This is a genomic window from Haladaptatus sp. CMSO5, from assembly GCF_036689885.1.
Lineage (GTDB): Archaea > Halobacteriota > Halobacteria > Halobacteriales > Halococcaceae > QDMS2.
Genome location: NZ_JBAHVW010000001.1, coordinates 787710 through 810207, shown reverse-complemented (window position 1 = coordinate 810207; position 22498 = coordinate 787710). Strand labels below are relative to the sequence as shown.

Annotated in this window: 22 protein-coding genes; 13 read left to right on the top strand and 9 right to left on the bottom strand. The window is 61.8% G+C overall.

All coding sequences use genetic code 11. The features are described from left to right. Position 1 precedes the first annotated feature (1 nt). From ptsP to V5N12_RS04325, 8 genes are all read left to right on the top strand, one after another. Positions 2 to 1684 (top strand): phosphoenolpyruvate--protein phosphotransferase, encoded by a 1683-nt coding sequence (gene ptsP / locus V5N12_RS04360; RefSeq protein ID WP_332897933.1) that lies wholly within the window; start codon positions 2 to 4, stop codon positions 1682 to 1684. Next, positions 1681 to 2121, top strand: a complete 441-nt coding sequence (locus tag V5N12_RS04355) for a PTS fructose transporter subunit IIB (RefSeq protein ID WP_332897932.1) — start codon at positions 1681 to 1683, stop codon at positions 2119 to 2121. The genes ptsP and V5N12_RS04355 overlap by 4 nt, the downstream gene beginning before the upstream one ends. A gap of 167 nt (positions 2122 to 2288) precedes the next feature. Beyond that, positions 2289 to 2990: a helix-turn-helix domain-containing protein gene (locus V5N12_RS04350; RefSeq protein ID WP_332897931.1), complete on the top strand. Its 702-nt coding sequence runs from the start codon at positions 2289 to 2291 to the stop codon at positions 2988 to 2990. A gap of 179 nt (positions 2991 to 3169) precedes the next feature. Next, positions 3170 to 4453, top strand: a complete 1284-nt coding sequence (locus tag V5N12_RS04345) for an ABC transporter substrate-binding protein (protein WP_442904955.1) — start codon at positions 3170 to 3172, stop codon at positions 4451 to 4453. Between the two features lie 51 nt (positions 4454 to 4504). After that, positions 4505 to 5446, top strand: coding sequence for a branched-chain amino acid ABC transporter permease (locus V5N12_RS04340; protein ID WP_332897929.1), 942 nt, complete (start codon positions 4505 to 4507; stop codon positions 5444 to 5446). Further along, positions 5439 to 6602, top strand: coding sequence for a branched-chain amino acid ABC transporter permease (locus tag V5N12_RS04335; protein ID WP_332897928.1), 1164 nt, complete (start codon positions 5439 to 5441; stop codon positions 6600 to 6602). Before V5N12_RS04340 ends, V5N12_RS04335 begins: the two co-directional genes overlap by 8 nt. 1 nt (position 6603) lies before the next feature. Next, positions 6604 to 7353 carry an ABC transporter ATP-binding protein gene (locus V5N12_RS04330; protein ID WP_332897927.1) on the top strand — a complete coding sequence of 250 codons (750 nt, stop codon included), beginning with the start codon at positions 6604 to 6606 and terminating at the stop codon, positions 7351 to 7353. Continuing rightward, a complete protein-coding gene (locus V5N12_RS04325) occupies positions 7350 to 8084 on the top strand; it encodes an ABC transporter ATP-binding protein (protein ID WP_332897926.1) in 735 nt (244 codons plus the stop codon). Before V5N12_RS04330 ends, V5N12_RS04325 begins: the two co-directional genes overlap by 4 nt. Here the strand turns inward: V5N12_RS04325 and V5N12_RS04320 are convergent, their stop codons facing one another. The 3 genes from V5N12_RS04320 to V5N12_RS04310 form a co-directional block, all read right to left on the bottom strand. Beyond that, entirely contained in the window at positions 8085 to 9725 is a 1641-nt protein-coding gene (locus tag V5N12_RS04320; RefSeq protein ID WP_332897925.1) for an AMP-binding protein, read from the bottom strand. A 71-nt stretch (positions 9726 to 9796) separates the two neighbouring features. Continuing rightward, positions 9797 to 11107: a ribonuclease R family protein gene (locus V5N12_RS04315; RefSeq protein WP_332897924.1), complete on the bottom strand. Its 1311-nt coding sequence runs from the start codon at positions 11105 to 11107 to the stop codon at positions 9797 to 9799. 57 nt (positions 11108 to 11164) lie between these two features. Next, positions 11165 to 11461 carry a DUF7562 family protein gene (locus V5N12_RS04310; protein ID WP_332897923.1) on the bottom strand — a complete coding sequence of 99 codons (297 nt, stop codon included), beginning with the start codon at positions 11459 to 11461 and terminating at the stop codon, positions 11165 to 11167. Between the two features lie 92 nt (positions 11462 to 11553). Here V5N12_RS04310 and V5N12_RS04305 point away from each other — a divergent pair, with 92 nt between their 5' ends. After that, positions 11554 to 12033, top strand: a complete 480-nt coding sequence (locus V5N12_RS04305) for an RNA-binding protein (RefSeq protein ID WP_332897922.1) — start codon at positions 11554 to 11556, stop codon at positions 12031 to 12033. Positions 12034 to 12048: 15 nt separating this feature from the next. Here the strand turns inward: V5N12_RS04305 and V5N12_RS04300 are convergent, their stop codons facing one another. Further along, the gene (locus tag V5N12_RS04300; protein ID WP_332897921.1) at positions 12049 to 13224 is read right to left on the bottom strand and encodes a S8 family peptidase; all 1176 of its coding nucleotides are present in this window, start codon (positions 13222 to 13224) and stop codon (positions 12049 to 12051) included. Between the two features lie 135 nt (positions 13225 to 13359). Here V5N12_RS04300 and V5N12_RS04295 point away from each other — a divergent pair, with 135 nt between their 5' ends. Then, positions 13360 to 13719, top strand: coding sequence for a cell division protein SepF (locus V5N12_RS04295; RefSeq protein WP_332897920.1), 360 nt, complete (start codon positions 13360 to 13362; stop codon positions 13717 to 13719). Between the two features lie 204 nt (positions 13720 to 13923). Here the strand turns inward: V5N12_RS04295 and V5N12_RS04290 are convergent, their stop codons facing one another. Further along, positions 13924 to 14307: a DUF5611 family protein gene (locus V5N12_RS04290; protein ID WP_332897919.1), complete on the bottom strand. Its 384-nt coding sequence runs from the start codon at positions 14305 to 14307 to the stop codon at positions 13924 to 13926. A gap of 25 nt (positions 14308 to 14332) precedes the next feature. Further along, entirely contained in the window at positions 14333 to 15067 is a 735-nt protein-coding gene (locus tag V5N12_RS04285; protein ID WP_332897918.1) for a DUF7093 family protein, read from the bottom strand. Positions 15068 to 15225: 158 nt separating this feature from the next. Between V5N12_RS04285 and V5N12_RS04280 the strand changes: the two genes are divergently transcribed. After that, positions 15226 to 15522, top strand: a complete 297-nt coding sequence (locus tag V5N12_RS04280) for a DUF6432 family protein (RefSeq protein WP_332897917.1) — start codon at positions 15226 to 15228, stop codon at positions 15520 to 15522. 39 nt (positions 15523 to 15561) lie between these two features. Continuing rightward, on the top strand, positions 15562 to 16638 hold the full coding sequence (ygfZ, locus tag V5N12_RS04275; RefSeq protein WP_332897916.1) for a CAF17-like 4Fe-4S cluster assembly/insertion protein YgfZ: 1077 nt from the start codon (positions 15562 to 15564) through the stop codon (positions 16636 to 16638). Here ygfZ and V5N12_RS04270 read toward each other — a convergent pair whose 3' ends face one another. The 3 genes from V5N12_RS04270 to uvrA all read right to left on the bottom strand — a co-directional run bounded on the left by V5N12_RS04270 (position 16639) and on the right by uvrA (position 21889). Beyond that, positions 16639 to 17730: a geranylgeranyl reductase family protein gene (locus V5N12_RS04270; protein ID WP_332897915.1), complete on the bottom strand. Its 1092-nt coding sequence runs from the start codon at positions 17728 to 17730 to the stop codon at positions 16639 to 16641. A gap of 169 nt (positions 17731 to 17899) precedes the next feature. After that, positions 17900 to 18898, bottom strand: a complete 999-nt coding sequence (locus V5N12_RS04265) for a WD40/YVTN/BNR-like repeat-containing protein (protein ID WP_332897914.1) — start codon at positions 18896 to 18898, stop codon at positions 17900 to 17902. Positions 18899 to 18940: 42 nt separating this feature from the next. Continuing rightward, the gene (gene uvrA / locus V5N12_RS04260; protein WP_332897913.1) at positions 18941 to 21889 is read right to left on the bottom strand and encodes an excinuclease ABC subunit UvrA; all 2949 of its coding nucleotides are present in this window, start codon (positions 21887 to 21889) and stop codon (positions 18941 to 18943) included. Between the two features lie 135 nt (positions 21890 to 22024). Here uvrA and V5N12_RS04255 point away from each other — a divergent pair, with 135 nt between their 5' ends. Continuing rightward, positions 22025 to 22474 carry a universal stress protein gene (locus V5N12_RS04255; RefSeq protein ID WP_332897912.1) on the top strand — a complete coding sequence of 150 codons (450 nt, stop codon included), beginning with the start codon at positions 22025 to 22027 and terminating at the stop codon, positions 22472 to 22474. Positions 22475 to 22498: the final 24 nt, after the last annotated feature.

Below are 22498 nucleotides of genomic sequence, written 5' to 3'. Positions count from 1 at the left end.
GATGTCTCGAACCGTCACTGGAACCGGCGCGACGCCGCTTTCCGATGTCGGAACTGTCCGCTGGTATCGCCCAGACGAGAGCCTCCCCGAGACGACCGACGCCGGGACGCCCGAAGAGGAGCGTGCTAACTTCGAGGACGCAAAGGAGACCGCTCGTGAAGAAATCGAAGCAGAGCGCGAACGAACCCGCGACCTGGTCGGCGAGGACGAAGCAGGCGTGTTCGACGCCCACCTCCAGTTCCTCGCAGACCCGCAAATCGAAGCCAGCGTCGAGGACGGTATCGACGACGGCCTCGCTGCGACCGCCGCCGTCCGCGAAGCGTTCGCAGACCCCATCACGCAATTCGAGTCGATGGACGGGATGATGGCAGAGCGCGCAGACGACCTGCGCGACGTTCGCAACCGGCTGGTGCGCATCCTCACCGGGAGCGAGCGCATCGACCTCTCTGCGCTCCCCGCGGGAACGATTCTCCTCGCAGAGCGCCTCACGCCGAGCGACACGGCCCAGCTCGACCCCTCGCGGGTCTCGGGCTTCGCCACCGTCGAAGGCGGGCGCACCTCACACGCCGCCATCTTCGCTCGCTCGCTTGGCATTCCCGCGGTCGTCGGCGCGGGCGCGGGCATCGAAGATATTCAGGAAGGAACGGAAGTCGTCATCGACGGCAACGCAGGCGAGGTCATCGTTGACCCTGACGAGGCCGTGAGAGCCGACGCCGCGAGTGGCCGCGACGTTGAGATCCATACGGACGCCGTCGAGACCACCGACGGCGTGTCCATCGAAGTCGCCGCAAACGTCGGGACCCCTGCAGAAATCGAGAGCGCGGTTGAACACGGCGCAGACGGGATTGGCCTGTTTCGCACCGAGTTCCTGTTTCTCAACCGCGGGTCGCCCCCAAGCGAAGACGAGCAGTACGAGGCAATCGCGGAGACGCTGTCTGCGTTCCCCGACGGCCGCGTCGTCGTCCGGACGCTCGACATCGGTGGGGACAAACCGATTCCGTATCTCGATCAAGCGCCCGAAGAAAATCCGTTCCTCGGTGAGCGTGGCATCCGGCGGTCACTCGACTCTGATGCCGACCTGTTTCGCACGCAACTGCGTGCGCTCATGCGTGCGGCGGCGAGCGAACATGGCGACGGCCTCTCGGTCATGTTCCCGCTCGTCTCGACCGTGGACGAACTCGACCGGGCGCTCGAAGCCGTAGACGAGGTTGCAGCCGACCTTGAGGAAGCGGACGTCGAGTGGGCGCGCCCCGAGTTCGGCGTCATGATAGAGACGCCAAGTGCGGTGTTCATGGCAGAAGAACTCGCCACGCGCGTGGACTTCTTCAGCATCGGGACGAACGACCTCACGCAGTACGTGATGGCGACCTCCCGCGAGAACGACCGCATTTCCTACCTCCACGACCCACGCCACCCGGCCGTGCTTCGCGCCATCCACCGCATCGTACAGGTGGGCCACGAACACGACTGCTGGGTCGGGATGTGCGGCGAGATGGCCGGTGACCCATCGCTGCTCAAACTGCTCGTCGGCCTCGGCTTAGACGAGCTGTCGATGAGCGCCATCACCATCCCGGATGTGAAAGCGGGCGTCGCCGCGACCTCGCAGGCAGACGCCGCCACACTCGCCAGCGACGCGCTGGCCGCAACGACTATCTCCGACATCACACAACTGCTCAACCAATGAAATTCGTCGCCGTAACCGCCTGTCCGACGGGAATCGCACACAGCCAGATGGCCGCCGAGAACTTAGAACAAAGCGCCCCCGAGCTGGGCCACGAAATCAAAGTCGAGGTCAACGGGGCCATGGGCACGGAAAACGAACTCACCGCAGACGACATCGCCGGGGCTGACGCGGTTATCGTCGCCGCGGACACCAAGGTCCAGACCGACCGGTTCGAGGGGAAACCGCTCGTGAACGGCACGGTCAAAGACGCCGTGAACGACGCGGGTGCGATGATTGAGGAGGCCGTCTCGATTGCCGGTGACGCGTCCGCAGCGGAGACGGTGGACACCGATTCCGAGCCACCGACCGAGGAAGCGTCCACGGTCGACGACACGACCGACGACACCGACGATGACGACGGCGGTCTGTTCGGCAAAGTGAAAAAGCGGTTCTCATAACTCGAAGCTACCGCGCTGCGTGCATTTTTCGTGGGCCAGTGAGACACCACCCAGGGGCGCATTCGACCCGTTTTTTGCGGAATCAATCAAGACAATTACCTGTCCAGAATCTGTGACAGGAATTTATACCGAATGACCATGTGAGTAGGCACAGACAGGCTTGGGCCATGATTGACCTCACTCTCGATATGACGCAGTACGACTGCCCGTTCATCGACACCACCGACGACCACCCAGTCTCGTTTACCGCCATGCAGTGGGATTTCGACAACCGCTCTCAGGAGTTAGAAACCCGAATGTTGGTCGAAGCACCAGACCGGTCAACGCTCGATGACGGTCTCCACGCCCTCGCAGACCACGACCACATGCACACCCTCGAACTGCTCTCGAAGCGAGGCGACCGCGCGCAGGTAAAAACGACGATTGGCGAGACACAAGCGATGGCGACGGTGCGCGAGTACGACGCCTACATCACCGGCCCGTTCCACATCGAAGACGGCTCTGAGACGTGGCACGTCGGCGTCGATGACGGCGGTCTTGCGGACGATTTTCTCGCGGAACTCGAACGCCACAACGAGTTTGGCATCGACTCACGACGCTCCTACGAACTCGGTGAACTGTTCGACCTGCTCAGAAACGCTGGCCCGGCAATCTCGTTGCTCGAAGGCTGTCGCAATCTCTCGACGGTCGAACGTGAGACGCTTTCGACGGCGGTTGAAGCAGGCTACTTCAACAGCCCGCGCGACGCGAATCTCTCGACTCTCGCCGCGGAGTTCGACATCTCGAAAACCGCCGTCTCGAAGAATCTCAGACGGAGTCAACAGAAACTACTCGAAAACGTTATCACGGCAATGGCCGACCTCGAATGAGGCGCACGTTCACATATTAACCCGGTGCTATTTTTCGGTTTATGAGGAACAGTAGTCCGTGACAGTGGCCAGCACGGGAGGCCGTGACGTGGTTCGAGACCCCCTCCCTGCAGGCGCACGACTATGATACAGCTATGACTCACAAAACTTCTCCAGACGACGGAATGGACCGACGGGCCATGCTCAAGGCCGTCGGCGGAACGGCACTCGCGGCGGCGCTCGCCGGGTGTAGTTCGCTCATCGGTGCAGGCACAAATCAAGACACCTCGGGTGAGGTAAGCGACGTGCCAGACGAGCCGATTCAGGCGGGACTCCAGACGTTCACCGAAGGGCCAGCGGCCGTGCTTGGCCTCCAGTCGCAGTACGGCGCGGAACTCGCCGTCGAACGCATCAACGCCGCGGGCGGGATTGCCGGTCGGGAAATCCAACTTGATGTGAAACACGAAGCAGACGCCTACGTCGAGAACTACACGCAGTTCGTCTCCGAGGGCAAGGAAGTCACCTTCGGGCCGGTTTCCTCGGGCGGGCACGCCGCCCTTGCGCCGGAGGTCGAAGCCCAAGGCGTGGTGAACGTCTCGACCGACGGAACGGTCACGACGCTGTACGAGGAAACGGTTCCAGACCCCACCTATTCGTTCAGATTCCAGAACTACGACGTGATGGAGTGCGTATCTGCGGCCCGCGAGACGGTCAATCGTCTCGGCGCAGAGAACGTGAACACCGTCGCGGGCATCAACCCGAACTACGCCTTCGGGAAAGATGAGTGGAAAGTGTACACGACGGCGCTGCAGAAGCTCACCGACGTGGAAATCGTCTACGAAGGGTTCCCCGACCTGCTCGCAGACGACATGTCCACGCACATCACTGAAATCAACAATCAGCAGCCGGACGTGACGTTCTCCAGTCAGTGGGGCGGCGACGTGGTGACCATGATGAATCAGGCCGCCGCGAACAACATGTTCGACAACACCCAACTCGTCGGGACGGTACTCTACAGCGCTGTCAATGACCTGAGTCAGGACATCGTCGAGCAGGCACAGGCGTTCTCTGGGTCGCGCAACTACTACTGGGGCGAGCCAGAACCCTCCCGCTGGAGTCCCGGCCAGAAGATGCTCGACGATGCCCGCAGCAAGTGGGACATCATCCCGAGTGGCCACTTCATGAGCGGCTACGGCGCGGTTGCGTCGTGGGCGACGGCCACCGAAAAAGCAGTCAACCTCCTCGGCGGCTGGCCAAGCCAAGAGCAGATTGCCATGTCCCTCGAAGGCCACGGCTTCTTCACGCCCGCCGGCTATCACGTCATGAGCGAGCGCCACCAGGGCCTCTCGACGACGTACTTCGGCGAGATGGGCTGGTCGAGCGACATTGACGCACCCGTCTTGAACGACATCAACTCGTACAGTCCACCGGACGTGTCGCCACCGCCGGGCACGAAGTCCATCGACTGGATCGAGAGCTGGTAACCCGAGTACCGCTTTCATGACGAAAATTCAGCAAACCACGAACAGCGACCTATGAGTGTCCTCACAAACTTCATCACACACACGCTCCACGGCGTCCAGTACGGGTTCATCCTGTTTCTCATCGCGTCGGGACTGACCATCATCCTCGGCATCCTCGACGTGTTGAACCTCGCCCACGGCGAACTGTACGCGCTTGGAGCCTACGTCGCATCGAGCGTCCTCGGCTACGTCGTCGGGCTGGTGCCGCCACCGACCGACGCGGCGTCACAGGCCGTGTTCGTCGCCGTCGTCCTCGGGGGTGCGGTGCTCACTGCCGCCGTCCTCGTGCCCGTTGGCGCAGCCATTGAGTCAGTTCTCTTGAGACCGATTTACGACCGCAACGAGGTGTACCAACTCGTATTGACGTTCGCACTGTTGCTCATCATCAAAGACGCCATCAAGTTCGGCTGGGGACCAACCCCTGTCCGGCTGCAGAGCGTCTACAGCGGCATCAACGGCATTCCCGCCGCGTCGCTCATCGGCCTCAACTACCCGACGTACAATCTGGTCATCATCGCGGTGGGCGCTGTCGTCGTCGTCGGGCTGTTTTACTTCTTCAACCGGACGAAAACCGGCCGCATCATCCGCGCGACGGCCATCGACCGCGAGATGGCGACGGCAATTGGCGTGAGCACCGACCGCACCTTCACGCTCGTGTTCGCCGTCGGTGCATTCTTCGCTGGCTTCGCTGGCGCGATGGCGCTTCCGCCGACGAACGCGAGTCTGGAGATGGGCGCAAACCCACTCGTCCTCTCCTTCGTCGTTATCGTGATTGGCGGCCTCGGGAGTCTGCGCGGGGCGTTCGTCGCCGCACTCGTCGTCGGCATTCTGAGCAAGTGGGCGACGTGGCAGTACCCGCCAGCCGAACTCGCCGCGCCGTTCGCCATCATGGCCATCATCCTGCTCGTGAAGCCGGACGGCCTCTTTGGCACGTGGGGTGAGATGGATGCGTAATCGACTGCCCGGCCTCGTCTCGCGCGACGGCGAGCGCAAGGTCAGAGTGATGCGCGGGCTTGAACTCACGTTGCGCCAGACGGCGCTTGCACTCGTTGGCCTGCTCTTTCTCTTCGCACTCCCGGACATCGCGCGGCTCTCGCCCGCGATTCAACTCAGCGTGTTGCATCAAGGGGTCGTGTTCGGGCTTGCGGCGGTTGGCCTCAACCTGCTCGTTCGCCACACCCAACTCGTCTCGTTCGGGCACGCCGCCTTCTTCGGGACGGGAGCCTACACGACGGCGCTACTCGCCGCGAAGTGGAACGTGACCGAGTTCGCCCTCCTGCTCATCGCGAGTATGTTGCTCGCAACGCTGATGGCGATGCTGATTGGCTACCTCTCGCTTCGCCACACGGGACTGTACTTCTCGCTGCTAACGCTCGCCTTTGGGCAGTTGCTCTACGCGCTCGTTCAGGGGCAAGCGTTCTTCGGATCGAGCGACGGTATTCCGGTTCGCCCGGGGCCGAACATGCGTCCCGACATCTTCGGGTTGGCGCTCCCGCCGGACGCCTACGAGGTGCTGGTGTACTACCTCACCGTCATCCTCGTCGTCGTGTCGCTGCTCGTGATGTGGCGACTCATCAACTCGCCGTTCGGCGCAGCGCTCGACGCGATTGGCCAAGACCGCACCCGCGCACAGTTCATCGGCATCCCCGTCCGCCGGTACGTCTGGCTCGCGTTCGTCGTCTCCGCGGTGTACGGCGGGATGGCCGGCGCGCTCTACGCGATGGTGCAACAGCACGTCAGGCCCGGCCCGGTGCTCTACTTCCTCCGGTCGGGGGACATCCTGTTCATGGCCATCCTCGGCGGGTATCAAACCCTGCTCGGGCCGCTCGTCGGCGGTATCGTCCTCGTGCTATTGCAGGACATGGGTCGTGACCTGACCAACTACTTCGACGCGTTGACCGGCCTCGTGTTGCTGGCGCTCGTCTTCGGGTTCCCACAGGGTATCGTGGGGTCGCTCAAGAAAGGCGGGCGCGTCAGAAACGCCGCGAGCAGTTTCAAAGACGACCCGGCTGTCATCGGGTCGTGGCTCTCGTCGTTCACAGAATCGCTCGTCACCGCCGCAAGCCGGTCGGTGCAGAACGTCAAAGTCCTCGTCTTCGGGGTGAAGTGAGATGCTAGAAGCCAAAACCTTGAGAAAGCAGTTCGGCAGTCTCGTAGCGACCAACGACGTGTCCGTCGAATTCGGCCGGCACGACGGCGAAATCGTGTTCATCGTCGGGCCGAACGGCGCGGGGAAAACCACGCTCGTGAACCTCCTGACTGGCCTGCTCTCGCCCGATTCAGGGAGCGTCGTCATGGACGGGAAAGACATCACCGGGATGGCTCCCGAAGACCGGGTCCACGCCGGACTCGTCCGCAGTTTCCAGGTCGTGCAGGTGTTCGACGAGATGACCGTCCGCGAAAACGTCCGGACGGCGGTGCTCTCGAAAGAGAAGAAGTTGATGAGCATGTTCAGCCTCCGCGACGAACACGCCGAAGTCGAACGGAAAGTCGACGACCTGCTCACCAAGTTCGGCTTAGACGAGCACGCAGCCCACGTTGCCGCAGAGTTGCCCCACGGCACGCGAAAACTGCTCGACGTGTGCATGTCCTTCGGCCTCGAACCCGATTACCTCCTGCTTGACGAACCCACCGCCGGGGTTTCGACCAGCGAGAAGGAGTACGTCATCGAGACCATCGCCAGCGTGAGCAAAGAAGCGGGCGTGACGACGGTGACAATCGAACACGACATGGACATCGTGAAGGGGTATGCAGACCGCGTCGTGGCACTCCATCAGGGAGCCATCCACGGACAGGGCGACCCGTCGATTCTCGAAACCGACGACGAACTTCGCCGCCTGTTGTTGGGGGTAGAGAAATGAGCGACTCTCTGCTGTCGGTGAAAAACGTAAACGCCGAAGTCGAGGGCTTTCAGGTGACCCACGACGTCTCCTTCGAGGTGAACAAAGGCGAGGCAGTCGGCCTCGTTGGCCGCAACGGTGCGGGCAAGACCTCCACCTTCCGGGGAATTATGGGCCTCACCAACCTCCAGAGCGGGTCGGTGCGGTTTGCAGGCGAGGAGCTTACCGACCTTCGCGCCGAACTCATCCCGAAACGCGGGATTGGCTACCAGCCAGAAGACCGCAAACTGTTCACCGGGATGACCGTAGAGGAGAACCTTCGACTCCCCATCTGGACGGCCGGAAAAGCGCGGGGCATCGACGACGAAGACGCCGTCATCGAGGAAGTGTACGACGTGCTGCCCGAACTCGAAGAACGCTCGAACGCGAACGTCGAGAACCTCTCTGGTGGACAGGCGAAGATGGCTGCGATTGGTCGCGCCCTCGCGCTCAAGCCCGACTTGCTCATCTTAGACGAACCGCTCGAAGGGCTTGCTCCAGTTGTGGTCGAGAACCTGAAAACCCACATCAAAGCCATCAACGAACAGGGCATTGCCGTGCTCATCGCGGAGTCAAACGTGACGCACGTCCCCGACATCGTAGACCGCATCGTCGTCATCGAACGCGGTGAGGTGGTCGGTTCGGGCGACCCACACGAACTCAAAAAGAAACCGGCGATTCAAGAACTGATGCAGGGAAGCGGACAGGAATAATCAGTTCGGAAGCTCCGATTCACGGAGCGTTTTTCGCTGAATTTTCCCCGTCGTCGTCTGCGGAAGTTCGGTAACGAACTCAAGTTCGCGTGGATACTCGTATTTCGCCAAATTCTGTTTAACGAGCGTTTGAATCTCCGTTTTGAGCGCGTCGCTCGGTTCAGTCCCGTCGGTCACCTGCACGAACGCTTTGATGAGTTCGCCTCGGCGGTCGTCCGGGACGCCGACGACACCGACCTGTGCGACGGCTGGATGTTCCAAGATGGCGCTCTCGACTTCGCCCGGCCCGACGCGGTAGCCACTCGTCATGATAAGGTCATCGTCTCGCGATTTGAACCAGATGTAGCCCGCGTCGTCGCGCTTGCCGAGGTCGCCAGTGAGGTGCCACGGGCCGACGCGTGCCTTCGCGGTTTTCTCGGGGTTGTTCCAGTACTCTTTGAACACGACCGGGTCGTCCTCTCGACGCACCGCTATTTCACCGATGTCGCCCGTGGCACACTCTGCGCCCGTGTCGGGGTCGACGATGGCCACGTCGTGGCCGGGGACGGGTTTACCCATGCTTCCGGGGAGCGCGTCGAACCACTTTCGGCAGTTCGTGACGAGCAGATTTGCTTCAGTTTGGCCGTAGAGTTCGTTCACCGCGACGCCGTCGAGTTCCGCGTCGGCCCAGTCTAAAATTTCTGGCGTGAGCGGTTCGCCACCCGAACAGATGGCGGCAAGCGAGAGGTCGTACTGTTCTGCAGGCGAGTCAACATCCATCAGCATGCGGATGGCGGTCGGCGGGAGGAACGAATCGGTGACGCCGAACTCCGCCATGAGCGAGAACGCGGTCTTTGCATCGAACTTCCCCATCGGATAGCCAACGACGGGACGGCCGTAGTGCCACGCGGGAAAGACGAGGTCACCGAGCGCGCCAATCCACGCCCAGTCGGCGGGCGTCCAGCAGACGGCGTCGTCTAAGTCGAGTTCGAAGTACATCTGGAACGCCGGGCAGTGGCCTACCCAGACGCCGTGGCCGTGGAGTGCGCCCTTCGGCGGGCCGGTCGAACCGCTCGTGTAGATAATGATGGCGGGCGTTTCGGCGTCGGTTTCGACGATTTCGAAGGTGTCTGGTTGTCCAGCGAGCACGTCCTCAAACGGGGTTTCGGGGCTGTCCGCTGCTCTATCGACTTCGATGACGTGTTCAAGGTCGGGGCAGTCGTCACCAATCTCTGTGACCACATCGCGCACGCTTTCGTCTACGACGATGGCTTTCGCCTCGCTGTCGCGAAGGCGGTAGCCGACGGCGTCCGGGCCGAACAGTTTCGAGAGCGGAAGCGAAACTGCGCCGAGTTTCCAGCAGGCGAGGTGTGTGAGCAGGTTTTCCGGTTTCTGTGGGACGAGGACGGCGACGCGGTCACCGCGTTCGATGCCGCGGGCTTCGAGGCCGTTGGCGAGTTGGTTCGACAGCCGGTCGAGGTCGGCAAACGAGTAGGTCTCACGGCGTCCGTCAGGATACGCCTGATACAGTGCTGGGGCGCCTCTATCTTCGTGTTTTCTCACGAGGTCGTGAGCGAGATTGTAGTCGTCGGGGAGATTCCACTCGAACTGGTCGCGCGCGGTGTCGTAGCTCTCCGTTGGAACCGTGACGTGCCAAGCCATGGCGCAGACTACGGCTGGCAGCGCCTACTAACCGGAGGTTCACATATGAAAGCGCGAGAAAGCGGGTTGGGTTACTCGTCTATTGACTCGTCGGCTTCGTCGTCATCGTCCTCGATGACCACGAGGCCGCGGCTGTTGACCGCGTAGGGGTCGAGGCCGACTTCTTCGAGGAACTGCTTGTATTGGCGTTCGCAGGTTTCTGCGGCCTTCTGGCGGTCGGAAGCGCGGTCGCAGAGTTCGATGAGATTTTCGGGGACGTCGTTCTGGTAGACAATCCAGTGGTTGATGAGATCTGAGAGCCGTCGGATGGGGCTCGTGAAGTGGCCGTAAATCTCGAAGTTGAGCGCGTGGTGGCCGCCGAACGGGTCGTTCATGTACTTCGCCCGGGGCATCACCTTCATCACGGCCCACTGAATCTTGTTGAGCTGGCGGCCGGGGGCATTTTCGATGGTCGCGTTCACGGCCTTGCGCGGGTCGTCCCACGTGCTGCCGGGGATTTTCACGCCATCAAGGTCTTGGATTTCTTGGAGGGCTTTGTCCCACTCGTCGGGCGTTGGCTGGGGGTGGACGCGGTACATCGCCTCGACTCCACGGCCCCACATGAGTTCGTGAGTGACGGCCTTGTTCGCCTTCAGCATGCACTCCTCGATGATGGTGTGAGCGCGGTCACGGCTCGGGTTGAGCACGAGTGAGCCGTCTTCTTTGCGCTGTTCGTGGAGTTGGTTCGCGAGTTCGAAGACGAGCGAAATCTCGTCGTGGAGGTCTGCGTCTTCGTCGTCTAGGCGCTTTTCTGCCTGCGAGTAGGTCAGGCGTTCGTCGGATTCGATGACGGATTTGTAGATGTCGATAGACTCGTAGGAGAGTGTCTCCTTGCTGATGTGCATCTCGACGGTGTGCGCGAGGCGCTCCTCGTTGGGCACGAGCGAACAGACCGTCTCCGCGAGCATCGGCGGGAGCATGTGGATGGTGTAGGCGGGCAGGTACACCGTATTCCCGCGTTTGACCGCCTCGTCCCACATCTTCGACTCGGGGTGGACGTAGTGGGTCACGTCCGCGATGTGTACCCACAGCGTGTACTCCTCTTCTCCCTCTTCGATGCTGATGGCGTCGTCGAAGTCCTGGGCGTCCACCGGGTCGATGGTCCACGTCGGCATGTCCCGGAGGTCTGCGCGGTTGTCCACCTCGGCGTGGATTTCCTCCTGGACGTCGGTGGTGCGTTCTTCTGCTTCGGCCATGACTTCCGGCGGGAAGGCATCGCGAATCTCGAACTTCTCGAAGAGTTCCTCGCGTTTGTTCGCGAGGTGTCGGGCGAGGTCTTCGTCGATTTCGACGGGACCTTGTCCCTCGGCCGTCCCGGCGTAGGCCTGGGCGTCGTCAGTCATACCCGGGGCTACGGAAGTCGGACAGAAAGACGTATCGACCCGAAAAGAGGGCGGCGGTCAGCGCTCACCGAGCGAGTCGTACCGGTCTCTGACGGTCCGGGTGTAGCGCGCGAGGAACTCATCTTGTGAGACTTCGCCCGCGCCACACTCCGTGAGCAAAGTTTCGAGGCCGCCGCGTGGCTGGTGACAGAGGTCTGTGTCGCATTTCTTACAGAGGTGTTCGAACTGTTTGCCATCGCGATCCCAGCGGTTGCCGTACTTGTCGTATTCACGCGCTTCGTTGCGAAGGACAGTCTTGCCACACGCGGTACAGGTGACAACCGTGCTGGCCCGGGACTTCCGGGAACCCCACATGAGCGGGGCTTAGACGCGGGAATATTTAGCTGTTGTTGCGGGCGCAAATCTGCGGACGGACGATTTAATGTCCGGCAGTGACAGTCTCCGATATGGAAGTCAAATCTCGCCATCACCTCCGCAGTGACGAGGTAAAAGCCGTGACAGAAGCCCTCGCAGACGGGCTCGGTGTTGACCTCGACGCGGACAGTTTCGAGCTCGTCGAGTTCAAAGACTCGGACTTCGAACTCATCCTCGTAGACGGCGCGGCAACGGTTGGCCGCCTCGATGGCACACCGTTTCTCACGGTTCGAGGCGCAAACGACTACCCGCCAGAGCGAAACGTCGTGACGGTCGATGCCGGAGCCGTCTCGTTCGTCTCAGACGGCGCAGACGTGATGCGCCCGGGCATCGTCGAAGCCGACGACTCCATCGAAGAGGGCGACGTCGTCGCCATCGCAGAGGAAACCCACGGCAAAGTGCTCGCCATCGGGACGGCGCTCACCGCGGGTTCGGACATGGTCGGTGACTCCGGCAAAGTCGTCAAATCCATCCACTTCGTCGGCGACGAGTTGTACAACTTTACCGCATAAAAGAGGAGTTGCGTTTTAGTTATCCGACGAGTCGAGGCCGAGCGCTGTGGCCACGTCGAGCAGGCCTGCGCCGGACTCGTTCGAACCGAGTCCAATATCTTCTGCCGCACTCGCAAGCGACGAGCGCGTCTGCGTGTTCGAACTCCCGCCCGCCATGAGTTGGGCGGCCGCGCCCGCGACGTGCGGCGTCGCCATCGACGTGCCGGAGAAGGTGTCGTACCCGCCGACGACCGAGGAGTAGATGTCCGTCCCGGGTGCGGCAATATCGACTTCTGGCCCCTGTGAGGAGAACCCGGAGAGGTTGTCAGCGGAGTCAGTGGAGGAGACGGCCATGACTGTCGAGTAGGCGCCGGGGTAGCCAACGCAGTTGGTACACGGCCCGCTGTTTCCGGCCGCGCCGACGAGGAAGACGCCGTTATCGACGGCGTACTGGCAGGCGTCTTTGAGCGTCTGTGCGCCACTGCTCGCGCCGAGGCTCATCGAGCCAACGTCGTAGCCTTGGTCTGCGACCCACTCGATGCCTGCGGCGACGTCAGAGAGGTAGCCGCTGCCGCGCTTGTCGAGGACTTTCACGGCGTGGAGGGTTGCCTCGGGGGCGACGCCGACGACACCTTCTGCGTTGTCGATACCGGCGGCGATACCGGCACAGTGGGTGCCGTGGTCGTTGTCGTCGTCCCAGTCGTAGGCGTAGTTGCCTTTTGCCTTCGTGAACGCTTGGCCAGCCCCGATATTCGCGGCGAGGTCGGGGTGGTCTGAGTCGATGCCTGTGTCGATGATGGCGAGGTCTGCGCCGCTACCGGTGTAGCCGTTTGCGTGGGCGACGTCTGCGTCTACGCGGTCGATGCCCCACGGCTGGGTCTGGGACTGTGTGGTGACACCGTCGCCCGGTTTGCCGATGGCGTACATCGTAATGTCGTCTTCGACGTAGCGGACCTCGCTGTGTTTTTGCAGTTGCGCAACGGCTTGGTCTGAAAAGCGCCCGGCAACTGCCTGCCCATGTGCGCCAAAGTCGAGCGTGCGGTGGACGGTGTGGGCTTGCCCGCGCGCTTCTGCGCTTGCGCCGGGGGAGCTCGTCCCGACGATGCGGCGGGGCGGCTTTTCAGCGGCCGCACTCCCAACGAAAAGTGTGCCAACTGCTCCAACAGCAGAGGTTTTCAGCAATGTGCGTCGCGTTAAATTTACATCACTCATGTATGCAATATTTACGACCCGGCCACAGTATTTAAGTCTTGACCCCTGTTGACATGGTACAGTGACCGAGCGCATGGTGTCAAGCAGACCACGTCTGACGTAACACCTATACTCGAAGCAACCGGTGTGTGTTCTATGGGATTTATGAACAAGCTGCTGGGTGAGCGTGGGTCTCGAAAGACCGACGACTACCTAGAGCTCAACATAGATGACTTCGAGGCCGCAGCTGGCGATGCGAAGATGCGCGTCCACATCGCCAAGATCGGCAATCAACAGGACGTTATCGCCATCAAAGACGCCATCTATGACGGCGACCTCGTCATCGCGGACATCACGCGCCACGCGACCGAGGACCGAACGATGCAACGCATCAGCGACGAACTCCAGCAGGTCGCCCAGGAAGTCGGTGGCGACATCGTCCAGAAAGACGACGACCAGCTTATCCTCACGCCAACGGGCGTCTCTATCAGCCGCCAGAAACTCGGCGGCCGCTAAGCGCGCTCGACTTTTCTCTCTGCGGGCAAAAAGGGCCCGAGAGTATGAAAGACCATGACAGACAGTGCGGCCTCACTCCGTGCTATTGACTCCCACCATAGTAGCACTCACGGAAGGCCAGTATGTTACTACGTACCATACGACGATAAATCTAGGTATTATTTGCGGACTGTCCGAAAAATCTGAACCGACGTCGAAGCGAGGTTAGAAGTCCGGCGAGTCGTCTTCGACTTCGCGCTTCATCGACTTTCGGCGGCTCTTTGCGTCGCGACCCGTGGCTTCGAGGAGGAAGTCGTTTTTGGCGCTCACGGCGTCTGCGGCGTGGTCTGCCAGGCCTTTATCGAGAATCTCTTTTGCGTCTCGCTCTTCGAAGTGGACGGCGAGTTTGTCCTTTTTGCCGCTGTATTTGACCGCACCGGCAATGATGCGCGTGAACACTGGGTTCTTGGGTTCGCCAACGACGAAGAGGTCACTTCCTTTGAAATCTTCTGTCCCCGTGATTGTCCCAAAGTAGTCTTCGACGGTTGCTTTCATGTCGGGGATTCGCTCTTCGAGCGTCTCGCCACGGCGCATCTTATACTCCTTCATGAACAGGTGTTTGCGTAGCCAGGTTTTACTCTTTTCGCGTCGCAACCCGGTCGAGATACCCTTGCTTGCACGACGGACAGATGTCACCTTCGCGAAGCGGCGATTCGCGCACCTCGGTCTCGAAGTCGCACTTCGGACAGTGGAAGTGGCCATCGCCCGGCCGCGCGGCCGGAGCAGGCTCGTCAAGCTCCGCTGCAGCATCGTCGCCGTCGCCGTTTCGCACCCAGCTCGTGTCCGTCGGGTCGACGTGCTCTGGTTCGTCTGGCCACTCGCCGGGTTTGCGCTGTGCCACCTCGTCTTCCTCGTCGGTGAGGATGATGCCGTCGTCCTGTTCGGGGTCTAAGTCGTCCAGTTCCTCGTACTGCTCGACTTCCGCTAAGTTCGGGGCCGAATCGTGCCCCACGTCTGCGGCTTCGTGCTCATCGATGATTTCGACATCTTCGTCTGCGGGGTCTGACGGGACGGCCTCCTTGTCGGCTGCCTCGTCGGTCGATTCGAAGTCGGCGGGTTCCTCGTCGTGTTCTGTGACAGCGGCTGCATCATCGGAGACAGGTTCGTCCTCGACGGGTTCTGGCGCTCGTTGCGCCGTCTCCATCGTCGTGACCTCTTTGGCTTCAGAGCGCACCTGCGTGCCCCCACAGCGCTCGCACACCTCGATTTCACGCACCGTCACCACGACTTCGCTCCCGCGCTCCTCTCGCTCCCGTTCGACTTCCAGTTCGCCGTACCGGTGGCCGAGGAGCGAACACTTGAGACTCATTGGCAATTGCATCCCAACGTGCGAGTATAAGAGTACTGTTTCCTGTACTCCAGACGGCCACGTGGGAGCGAAATGACCCCCCGTTTCGGGGGGTGAAACAACAAGCAAGCTGACAGGTGGGGGACAAGGGTAAGATGTATCCCGACATACAGTGGCGTATGAGGGCAAAGCGTGAGTATCGGAACCGCGACGCGACGGAGGTTGCGGTGCTCGACGCCTTGGTCGATAGAAAGGGCGAGGGGCTGACCGTGTTCGAACTGCGGGCGCACGCAGACATTTCCATCGACGAACTCGAAGACGCACTGGCGAGCCTGAAAGACGCCGGGCTCATCGAGGTAACCGACGAAGGGGCACGAACCGTCATCCTCCCAGACGACAAGGTCGTTCCAGAGCCGGGAGAGGCAGAAGACGAACCGTCATTGATAGACCGGATTCTCGGGAAGTTCTCGCCGTAGAGGGCGAGGTTTATTCCCGGCCAGCAAATACCACCAGCCATGACTGTCGTCGAGGGATTCCACGAAGACCACGGCGCAACGTTCACAGAGCGCGGCGGCCGTCGCGTCGTCCGCCACTACGGGCGACCCGCACAGGCGCACAAGGCCGTCCGGAACGTCGTTGGCGTCATCGAGATGGGCTATGGCGTCGTCCTCGTCGAAGGCGACGACCGCGTCGAGTTCGTGGACAACGCCATCTCGAACTCCGTCCCGACCGACGACGGACAGGGCGTCTATTCACTGCTTCTCGACCCGCAAGGCCGCGTCGAGCTGGACATGTACGTCTACAACGCGGGCGAGCGCCTCTTGCTGTTCACGCCGCCTGACCACGCACAAGCACTCGCAGACGACTGGCAAGGCAAAACGTTCATCCAAGACGTGGACATCAGCGTCGCCACCGACGACTTCGCAGTGTTCGGCGTCCACGGCCCGAAAGCCACCGAAAAAATCGCAAGCGTCCTGACTGGTCCCGGCGCGCCCGAAGGCCCACTCTCGTTCGACCGTGGGTCGATGGGCGAGGCGGGCGTCACCGTCATCGCAACCGACGCCCCGACTGGGGAGGAGGGCTACGAAGTCGTTTGCACCGCAGACCAAGCCGAAGAAGTGCTCGACGCGCTCTTGTACTTCGGCATGGCAGCCAGTCCCTTTGGCTACGAGACGTGGGACTCGCTCACCCTCGAAGCCGGGACGCCGCTGTTCGAAACCGAATTGGAAGGGCAAATTCCGAACGTCGCCGGCATCAGAAACGCGCTCAACTTCGAGAAGGGCTGTTTCGTCGGCCAAGAGGTCGTCTCTCGGGTCGAAAATCGCGGCCAGCCAAGCCGCCGACTCGTCGGCATTGTCTGTGAAGAACTTCCCGAAGCGGGAGCTACCGTCTCCGTCGATGGCGAAGAAGTTGGAACCGTGACTCGCGCCGTCGAAAGCCCCTCGCGCGACGAACCGCTCGCGCTCGCCTACGTCGAATACGGGCTGACAGAATCCGACCTCAAAGTCGGAAAGACGACTGGAACCATCGAACAACTTCCGTTTGTGGAAGGGAGCCAGAAATCCGGGCGACTGCCGACGTATCTCGACTAACTACTTTCTCGACAGGAGCGCCTTCAACTGCTCGCGCGAGGCAATCGTGGTGGGTTTGTCCATGTGGACGCCAATCTCGCCTGCGAGCGTCCCGAGTCCGGCATTCTGCACGGGTTTCGGCAGCGAGTACGCCTTGCGAATCCACGCACCGAGACGAATTTCGGTACGTAAATCATCGCGCCATGCCCGCTCGTAGTCGCCAAGCGTGCTCGGGTCGTCGGGGTCAACCGTCGCCGTGGCGTGGTCTGCGGCGGTCATCCCGTACACAATTCCGCCACCGGTGAACGGTTTTGTCTGGGCGGCCGCATCGCCAATCAGCAAACTCCGGCGGCCGGTCACGCGCTTTGGGGGGCCAATGGGAATCATGCCCGCACAGAAATGCGAGGTTTCGACGTCGTAGCCGGAGACAAACTCGTCGAACAGTTCGCGTGCGGTCGGCTCCGAGCCGGGCGGCGCGGCGAGTCCGTACTCGACACCCGCCTCACCACGGGGGATGCGCCACGCAAAGAAGGTCGGCGCAGTCAAGTGCACGTCAACGTACTCGCCGGGGTCATCTTCTTCGGAGAAAGCGAGGACGCCCTGCAGTTTCTCCTTGGGTTCGGGGAGGTTACACTCGCGGCGCACCCGCGAGACGGGACCGTCACACCCGACGACGATTTTTCCCTCGAAGGTTTCCGTACCGTCTGGCGTTTGTGCCACAACCGAAACGCGGTCGCGGCGTTCGGTGACGGACGTGACGCTGTGATTCTCGCGCAGGTCGGCACCTGCCTTGCGGGCCGTGTCTGCGAGAATCTTGTCAAGGCCGACGCGGTCGATGACGTTCGAGATGACCTCGTGTTTGTAGAAAAGGTGGGCGTCGCTTCCGGGACCGCCCGTGTGGAATCGCGCGCCCGAGATTTCGTTCTGCAGGAGTTGCTCGCGCGCACCCGGCGGCGTAAACTCCCAGAGGTCGGTGCTGACGTGGCCAGAACAGGCGAGGGGTTTACCCACCTCACCGCGTTCGAGGACGAGCACGTCGTGTCCGGCCTCGGCGGTACGACGGGCAAACCGCGACCCGGCAGGGCCAGCACCGACGACGACGAATTCGTACATTGCCTTCGCCTAACTTTTCCGCCAGTATATACTTCCCGGCCTCTCGGCGTCCCGTGCGAGCATTTATCAATGAGCACGCGGCCAGCACGGGCCATGTGAGAACTGCCACGAAGCCGCCGCGGGTGTCCAGCAGTCGGCTTCGTGAGCGTGCTGTGCTGGCTGTGTGCCCCTATTCGATGACCGCAAAGCCGCGTGGCGTCAGTCCGGTGTAGCGGTCGCTCCACGGAACTGAGAGCGAGTCCCACGACTTCCCGGCATCCGACGAGCGCGAGATGCCGAGGTTCGAGAACGCATAGACGACGCCAGGCTTTCCCACCGTCGCCAGCTCGGCGCGAACCAGTCCGTCTCCTTCTCCGAGGTCTGCCCCGCAGCGCTCCCACGCACCATCTCCTTCGCGTCGGTAGATGAAAGACTCAGCAGACGACGGATTATGTGCCGAGTACGGCCCGCTCGCCGCGGTGAGAACCACCGTGTCCGGGTCGCCCGGGTCGGGCGCAACGCTCCAGCAGTAGCGGTGGCGCAACCCGTCCTGCAGGTGGTTCCACGATTTCCCGCCGTCTCGTGACTCGGCGTAGCCGTCGCCAGCCGCCGCATAGACACGGCCCGGCGCATCTGGGTGGACGGCCAGCGAGTGGTTGTCATAGCGCGAGCCGGAGGGTCGTTCGTGCCACGACTCGCCGCCGTCTTCGGAGTAGACGAACGCCCCCGCTTCGATACCAACGTAGAGACGATCTGGGTCCGCCGGGTCGACCTCAATCCACCGAACGTGGTGGGTGTCTGGACGCGGTGGGAAGTACCACTCGTCTGCTGAGGGAAGGTCGGTGAGCGGCGAGAGCGCCGTCCACGAATCGCCCCCATCAGTTGAACGATAGACGGCGCTTGGTTCAGTGCCGGCGTAGACCGTGTCAGGGTCGTGCGGACTCACCCGCGCCGACATCACGGCACCCTCGATGACGTCCTCACCAACCTGTTCCCACGTGTCGCCAGCGTCGAGACTGCGCTGCACTCCGGCGTCGAAGGTTCCGACGAACACACGGTCGGGTGCGGCCTGCGAGACGGCCACGCATTCGATCGAATGGCCGTCGAGTCGTTCGGTTGTCTGCCAATCTTCTCCTTGTCCGGTGGCGACGACGAGTACCTCACGGAGTGGTGCGTAAATGGCGGTCATACTCAGAGATACGCGCTCTCGGCAGAAAGAGATGTAGCGCCGTCAGTCGTCGGTCGTCATCGCCGGAGCCACGCGGTCTGCGCGTGGGCCGTCGAGTTCGATGTCCGGAAGCAGGTCACGGAGGTAGCGACCGGTGTGGGAGTCGTCGTTGCGGGCGACGTCTTCTGGCGTGCCCCGGGCGACGATTTGGCCGCCTTTCTCGCCGCCTTCCGGCCCGAGGTCAATGATGTGGTCTGCGTTTTTGACGAGGTCGAGTTCGTGTTCGACGACGACCACGCTGTTCCCGTTGTCCACGAGTCGCTGGAGCACCTCGATGAGTTTGCGCTCGTCTTCCGAGTGGAGGCCAGTCGTTGGCTCGTCCAACAAATAGAGCGTCTCGCCGGTCTGTTTCTTGCCGAGTTCCTCGGCGAGTTTGACGCGCTGGGCTTCGCCGCCCGAGAGCGTGGTCGAGGGCTGGCCAAGGCGCATGTAGTCGAGGCCAACGTCGGAGAGCAGTTGCAGACGGCGCTTGATGCGCGTGTCCGCCTCGAAGAATTCGAGTGCTTCCTCGATGCTCATATCGAGCACGTCGGCGATGGTCTTGCCCTTGTAGGTCACGTCGAGGGTCTCGTCGTTGTAGCGGTCGCCTTCACACTCCTCACACGGGACGTACACGTCTGAGAGGAAGTTCATCTCGATTTTGACGGTGCCCTGTCCGCCACACTCCTCACACCGGCCACCTTTCACGTTGAACGAGAATCGGCCCTTCTCATAGCCGCGCTGGCGGGCGAGTTTCGTCTTTGCGAACAGTTCGCGGATGTAGTCGAACACCCCGGTGTAGGTCGCCGGATTCGACCGCGGGGTGCGGCCAATCGGACTCTGGTCGATGAGGCGCACCGTCTCGATTTGGTCGAGGCCCTCGATGGAGTCGTGCTCGCCGGGGTCGACGCTCGTGTTGTTGTTCATCGTCCGCGCGAGGCTCTTGTAGAGAATTTCGTGCATCAGCGTCGATTTCCCGGAGCCAGAGACGCCCGTGACGGCGGTGAAACAGCCGAGCGGAATGTCCACGTCGAGGTTCTTGAGGTTGTGCTGGCGCGCGCCGCGAATGGTAATAGAGTCGGCCGCTTCGCGTCGCTCTGTTGGGACTGGAATCGCTTTCCGGCCGGAGAGATACTCCGCGGTGATGGTGTCGGCGTCGAGGATTTCGCCGTAGGTGCCTTGGAAAACGACTTCGCCGCCGCGTTTTCCGGGACCCGGCCCCATGTCGATGATGTTGTCCGCCCGGCGCATCGTCTCCTCGTCGTGTTCGACGACTATGAGCGTGTTCCCGATGTCGCGGAGTTCACAGAGCGTGTTGAGCAGGCGGTCGTTGTCGCGCTGGTGGAGGCCAATCGACGGTTCGTCGAGCACGTAGAGCACGCCGACGAGGCCGGAGCCGATTTGCGTGGCGAGACGAATCCGCTGGCTCTCCCCGCCCGAGAGGGTCGCCGCCTCGCGGTCAAGCGTGAGGTATTCGAGGCCGACTTCGCACATGAACCCGAGCCGGGCGCGAATCTCTTTGAGAATCTCCGTGGCGATGGTTCGCTCGCGGTCGGTGAACGTGTCTTCGAGGCCTTCGAAGTAGGAGAGTGCATCACCGATGCTCATCCGGTTCACCTCGGGCAGCGACGTACCGGAGACGAGCACCGCGCGCGATTCGGGTTTCAGGCGCGAGCCGTTACACGCCGGGCACGTCGTGACGGACATGAACTTCTCGATGTGCTCACGAGCGCGCTTGCTGTCGGTTTCGACGTGACGACGTTCGAGATTCGGGATGACGCCCTCGAACGGCTGTTCCTTGCGGCGAATTCCATTTTTCGTCTTCCACTCGAACAGCACGTCCTCGCGAGTGCCGTAGAGAAAGCCCTGCTGGACTTCCTCATCGAGGTCTTCAAATGGCGTGTCAAGCGAAACGTCGTAGTGCTCGCCCATCGAGTCGAGCTGGCGGCGGTAGTAGTTCCGGTTGTAGCTCCACGGCTCGAAGACGTGTTTCAACGGCTGGCTCGCGTCTTGAATCACGAGCGCTTCGTCGATTTCTTTCGTCTCCCCAAGCCCGGAACACTCCGGACACGCCCCGTACGGGCTGTTGAAGGAGAAACTCCGCGTTTCGACTTCGCTCAGGTCGATGCCGCAGTGGGTGCACGCGAGGTCTTCTGAGAACTCGACGACGAGGCGACCGTCTTTCTCCGCATCCGCGCCGAGCGACCCGGTCGAACGCGTCTCGGAGCCGAGGCGGACGCCCTCTGGTGGGTTCGGTAGGATGACTTTGATGATGCCGTCGGCTTCGCGGAGGGCGGTTTCGACGCTGTCGGTGATGCGCGAGCGCGCCTTCTCTGCGATTTTTACGCGGTCTACGATGACGTCTACGGTGTGGCGAAAGTTCTCGTCGAGCGTTGGCTTCTCTGTGGTGAGGTCGTACTCCTCACCGTCGACTTCGACGCGCGAGTAGCCTTCGCTCACGAGGTCCGAAAACAGGTCTGCGAACGCGCCTTTCTGGTCGCGGACGACCGGCGCGGCGATTTTCGCTTTCGTTCCGTCGGGCAGTTCGAGAATCCGGCGTACCATGTTCTGGGCGCTCTGTTCACCCACCTCACGGCCACACTCGGGACAGTGAGGAATCCCGACGCGGGCGTACAGCAGGCGCAGGTAGTCGTGGAGTTCGGTCACCGTTCCGACCGTCGAGCGGGGGTTGTTCGCCCCGTTTTTTTGGTCGATGGAGATGGCCGGTGACAGCCCTTCGACGCTCTCGACTTGCGGCTTGTCCATCTGCCCGAGGAAGTTGCGGGCGTAGGCGCTCAGACTCTCGATGTAGCGCCGTTGACCCTCGGCGTAAATGGTGTCGAAGGCGAGCGACGACTTGCCTGACCCCGACAGTCCGGTGACGACGGTGAACGTCTCGCGTGGCACGCGAACGTCGAGGTCTTTCAGGTTGTGTTCGTTGGCCCCCCGAACCTCGATGTAGTCCTTGCTCATCTACGCCTGCGTATGGACGGGAGGCGTGAAACGCTGTCGGTTAGGGTGTGAGACGGTGGCACGCGAGCGGGGTAGAAAAGCAGTCGCTCATTGATGGCCGCACCTTTTAGCCGGTCACGAAACAACCAGCCGAGCATGGCACTTGACACCATGTTACTCGCGGTTGGCCCCCGCGACGCAAACAGCGTGAACAAACTTGCACAGACCGTTATCGAGGTGGCGAAGCCAACCAGCGCGACCGTGGTACTCGGCCACGTGTTCACCGAAGACGAGTTCGAATCGGTGTTAGATCAACTCGACTACACCCCGCAAACCCGTGCAGAGCCCGGTGAAGTCGCCCGACGGCACACGACGATTCGAGACCTCGCGGCACACTTTGATGATGCGGGGGTATCGTACGAAATCGAAGGCACAGTCGGAACCCATGGTGACGCAATCGTCACCCTCGCAGAGAACGTCAATGCAGACCGCGTCGTCATCGGCGGGCGAAAGCGTTCCCCGACGGGCAAGGCCGTGTTCGGCTCTACGGCACAGGAAGTGCTCTTTGCCGCCCCGTGCCCAGTGACGTACGTCCGGCGAGACTGACGCGACCCAAACGGGGCAAATCTC

Coding starts and splice junctions, on each gene's coding strand:
- ptsP (WP_332897933.1), top strand. CDS start 2: ATGTCTCGAACCGTCACTGGAACCGGCGCGACGCCGCTTTCCGATGTC.
- V5N12_RS04355 (WP_332897932.1), top strand. CDS start 1,681: ATGAAATTCGTCGCCGTAACCGCCTGTCCGACGGGAATCGCACACAGC.
- V5N12_RS04350 (WP_332897931.1), top strand. CDS start 2,289: ATGATTGACCTCACTCTCGATATGACGCAGTACGACTGCCCGTTCATC.
- V5N12_RS04345 (WP_442904955.1), top strand. CDS start 3,170: ATGCTCAAGGCCGTCGGCGGAACGGCACTCGCGGCGGCGCTCGCCGGG.
- V5N12_RS04340 (WP_332897929.1), top strand. CDS start 4,505: ATGAGTGTCCTCACAAACTTCATCACACACACGCTCCACGGCGTCCAG.
- V5N12_RS04335 (WP_332897928.1), top strand. CDS start 5,439: ATGCGTAATCGACTGCCCGGCCTCGTCTCGCGCGACGGCGAGCGCAAG.
- V5N12_RS04330 (WP_332897927.1), top strand. CDS start 6,604: ATGCTAGAAGCCAAAACCTTGAGAAAGCAGTTCGGCAGTCTCGTAGCG.
- V5N12_RS04325 (WP_332897926.1), top strand. CDS start 7,350: ATGAGCGACTCTCTGCTGTCGGTGAAAAACGTAAACGCCGAAGTCGAG.
- V5N12_RS04320 (WP_332897925.1), bottom strand. CDS start 9,725: ATGGCTTGGCACGTCACGGTTCCAACGGAGAGCTACGACACCGCGCGC.
- V5N12_RS04315 (WP_332897924.1), bottom strand. CDS start 11,107: ATGACTGACGACGCCCAGGCCTACGCCGGGACGGCCGAGGGACAAGGT.
- V5N12_RS04310 (WP_332897923.1), bottom strand. CDS start 11,461: ATGTGGGGTTCCCGGAAGTCCCGGGCCAGCACGGTTGTCACCTGTACC.
- V5N12_RS04305 (WP_332897922.1), top strand. CDS start 11,554: ATGGAAGTCAAATCTCGCCATCACCTCCGCAGTGACGAGGTAAAAGCC.
- V5N12_RS04300 (WP_332897921.1), bottom strand. CDS start 13,224: ATGAGTGATGTAAATTTAACGCGACGCACATTGCTGAAAACCTCTGCT.
- V5N12_RS04295 (WP_332897920.1), top strand. CDS start 13,360: ATGGGATTTATGAACAAGCTGCTGGGTGAGCGTGGGTCTCGAAAGACC.
- V5N12_RS04290 (WP_332897919.1), bottom strand. CDS start 14,307: ATGAAGGAGTATAAGATGCGCCGTGGCGAGACGCTCGAAGAGCGAATC.
- V5N12_RS04285 (WP_332897918.1), bottom strand. CDS start 15,067: ATGAGTCTCAAGTGTTCGCTCCTCGGCCACCGGTACGGCGAACTGGAA.
- V5N12_RS04280 (WP_332897917.1), top strand. CDS start 15,226: ATGAGGGCAAAGCGTGAGTATCGGAACCGCGACGCGACGGAGGTTGCG.
- ygfZ (WP_332897916.1), top strand. CDS start 15,562: ATGACTGTCGTCGAGGGATTCCACGAAGACCACGGCGCAACGTTCACA.
- V5N12_RS04270 (WP_332897915.1), bottom strand. CDS start 17,730: ATGTACGAATTCGTCGTCGTCGGTGCTGGCCCTGCCGGGTCGCGGTTT.
- V5N12_RS04265 (WP_332897914.1), bottom strand. CDS start 18,898: ATGACCGCCATTTACGCACCACTCCGTGAGGTACTCGTCGTCGCCACC.
- uvrA (WP_332897913.1), bottom strand. CDS start 21,889: ATGAGCAAGGACTACATCGAGGTTCGGGGGGCCAACGAACACAACCTG.
- V5N12_RS04255 (WP_332897912.1), top strand. CDS start 22,025: ATGGCACTTGACACCATGTTACTCGCGGTTGGCCCCCGCGACGCAAAC.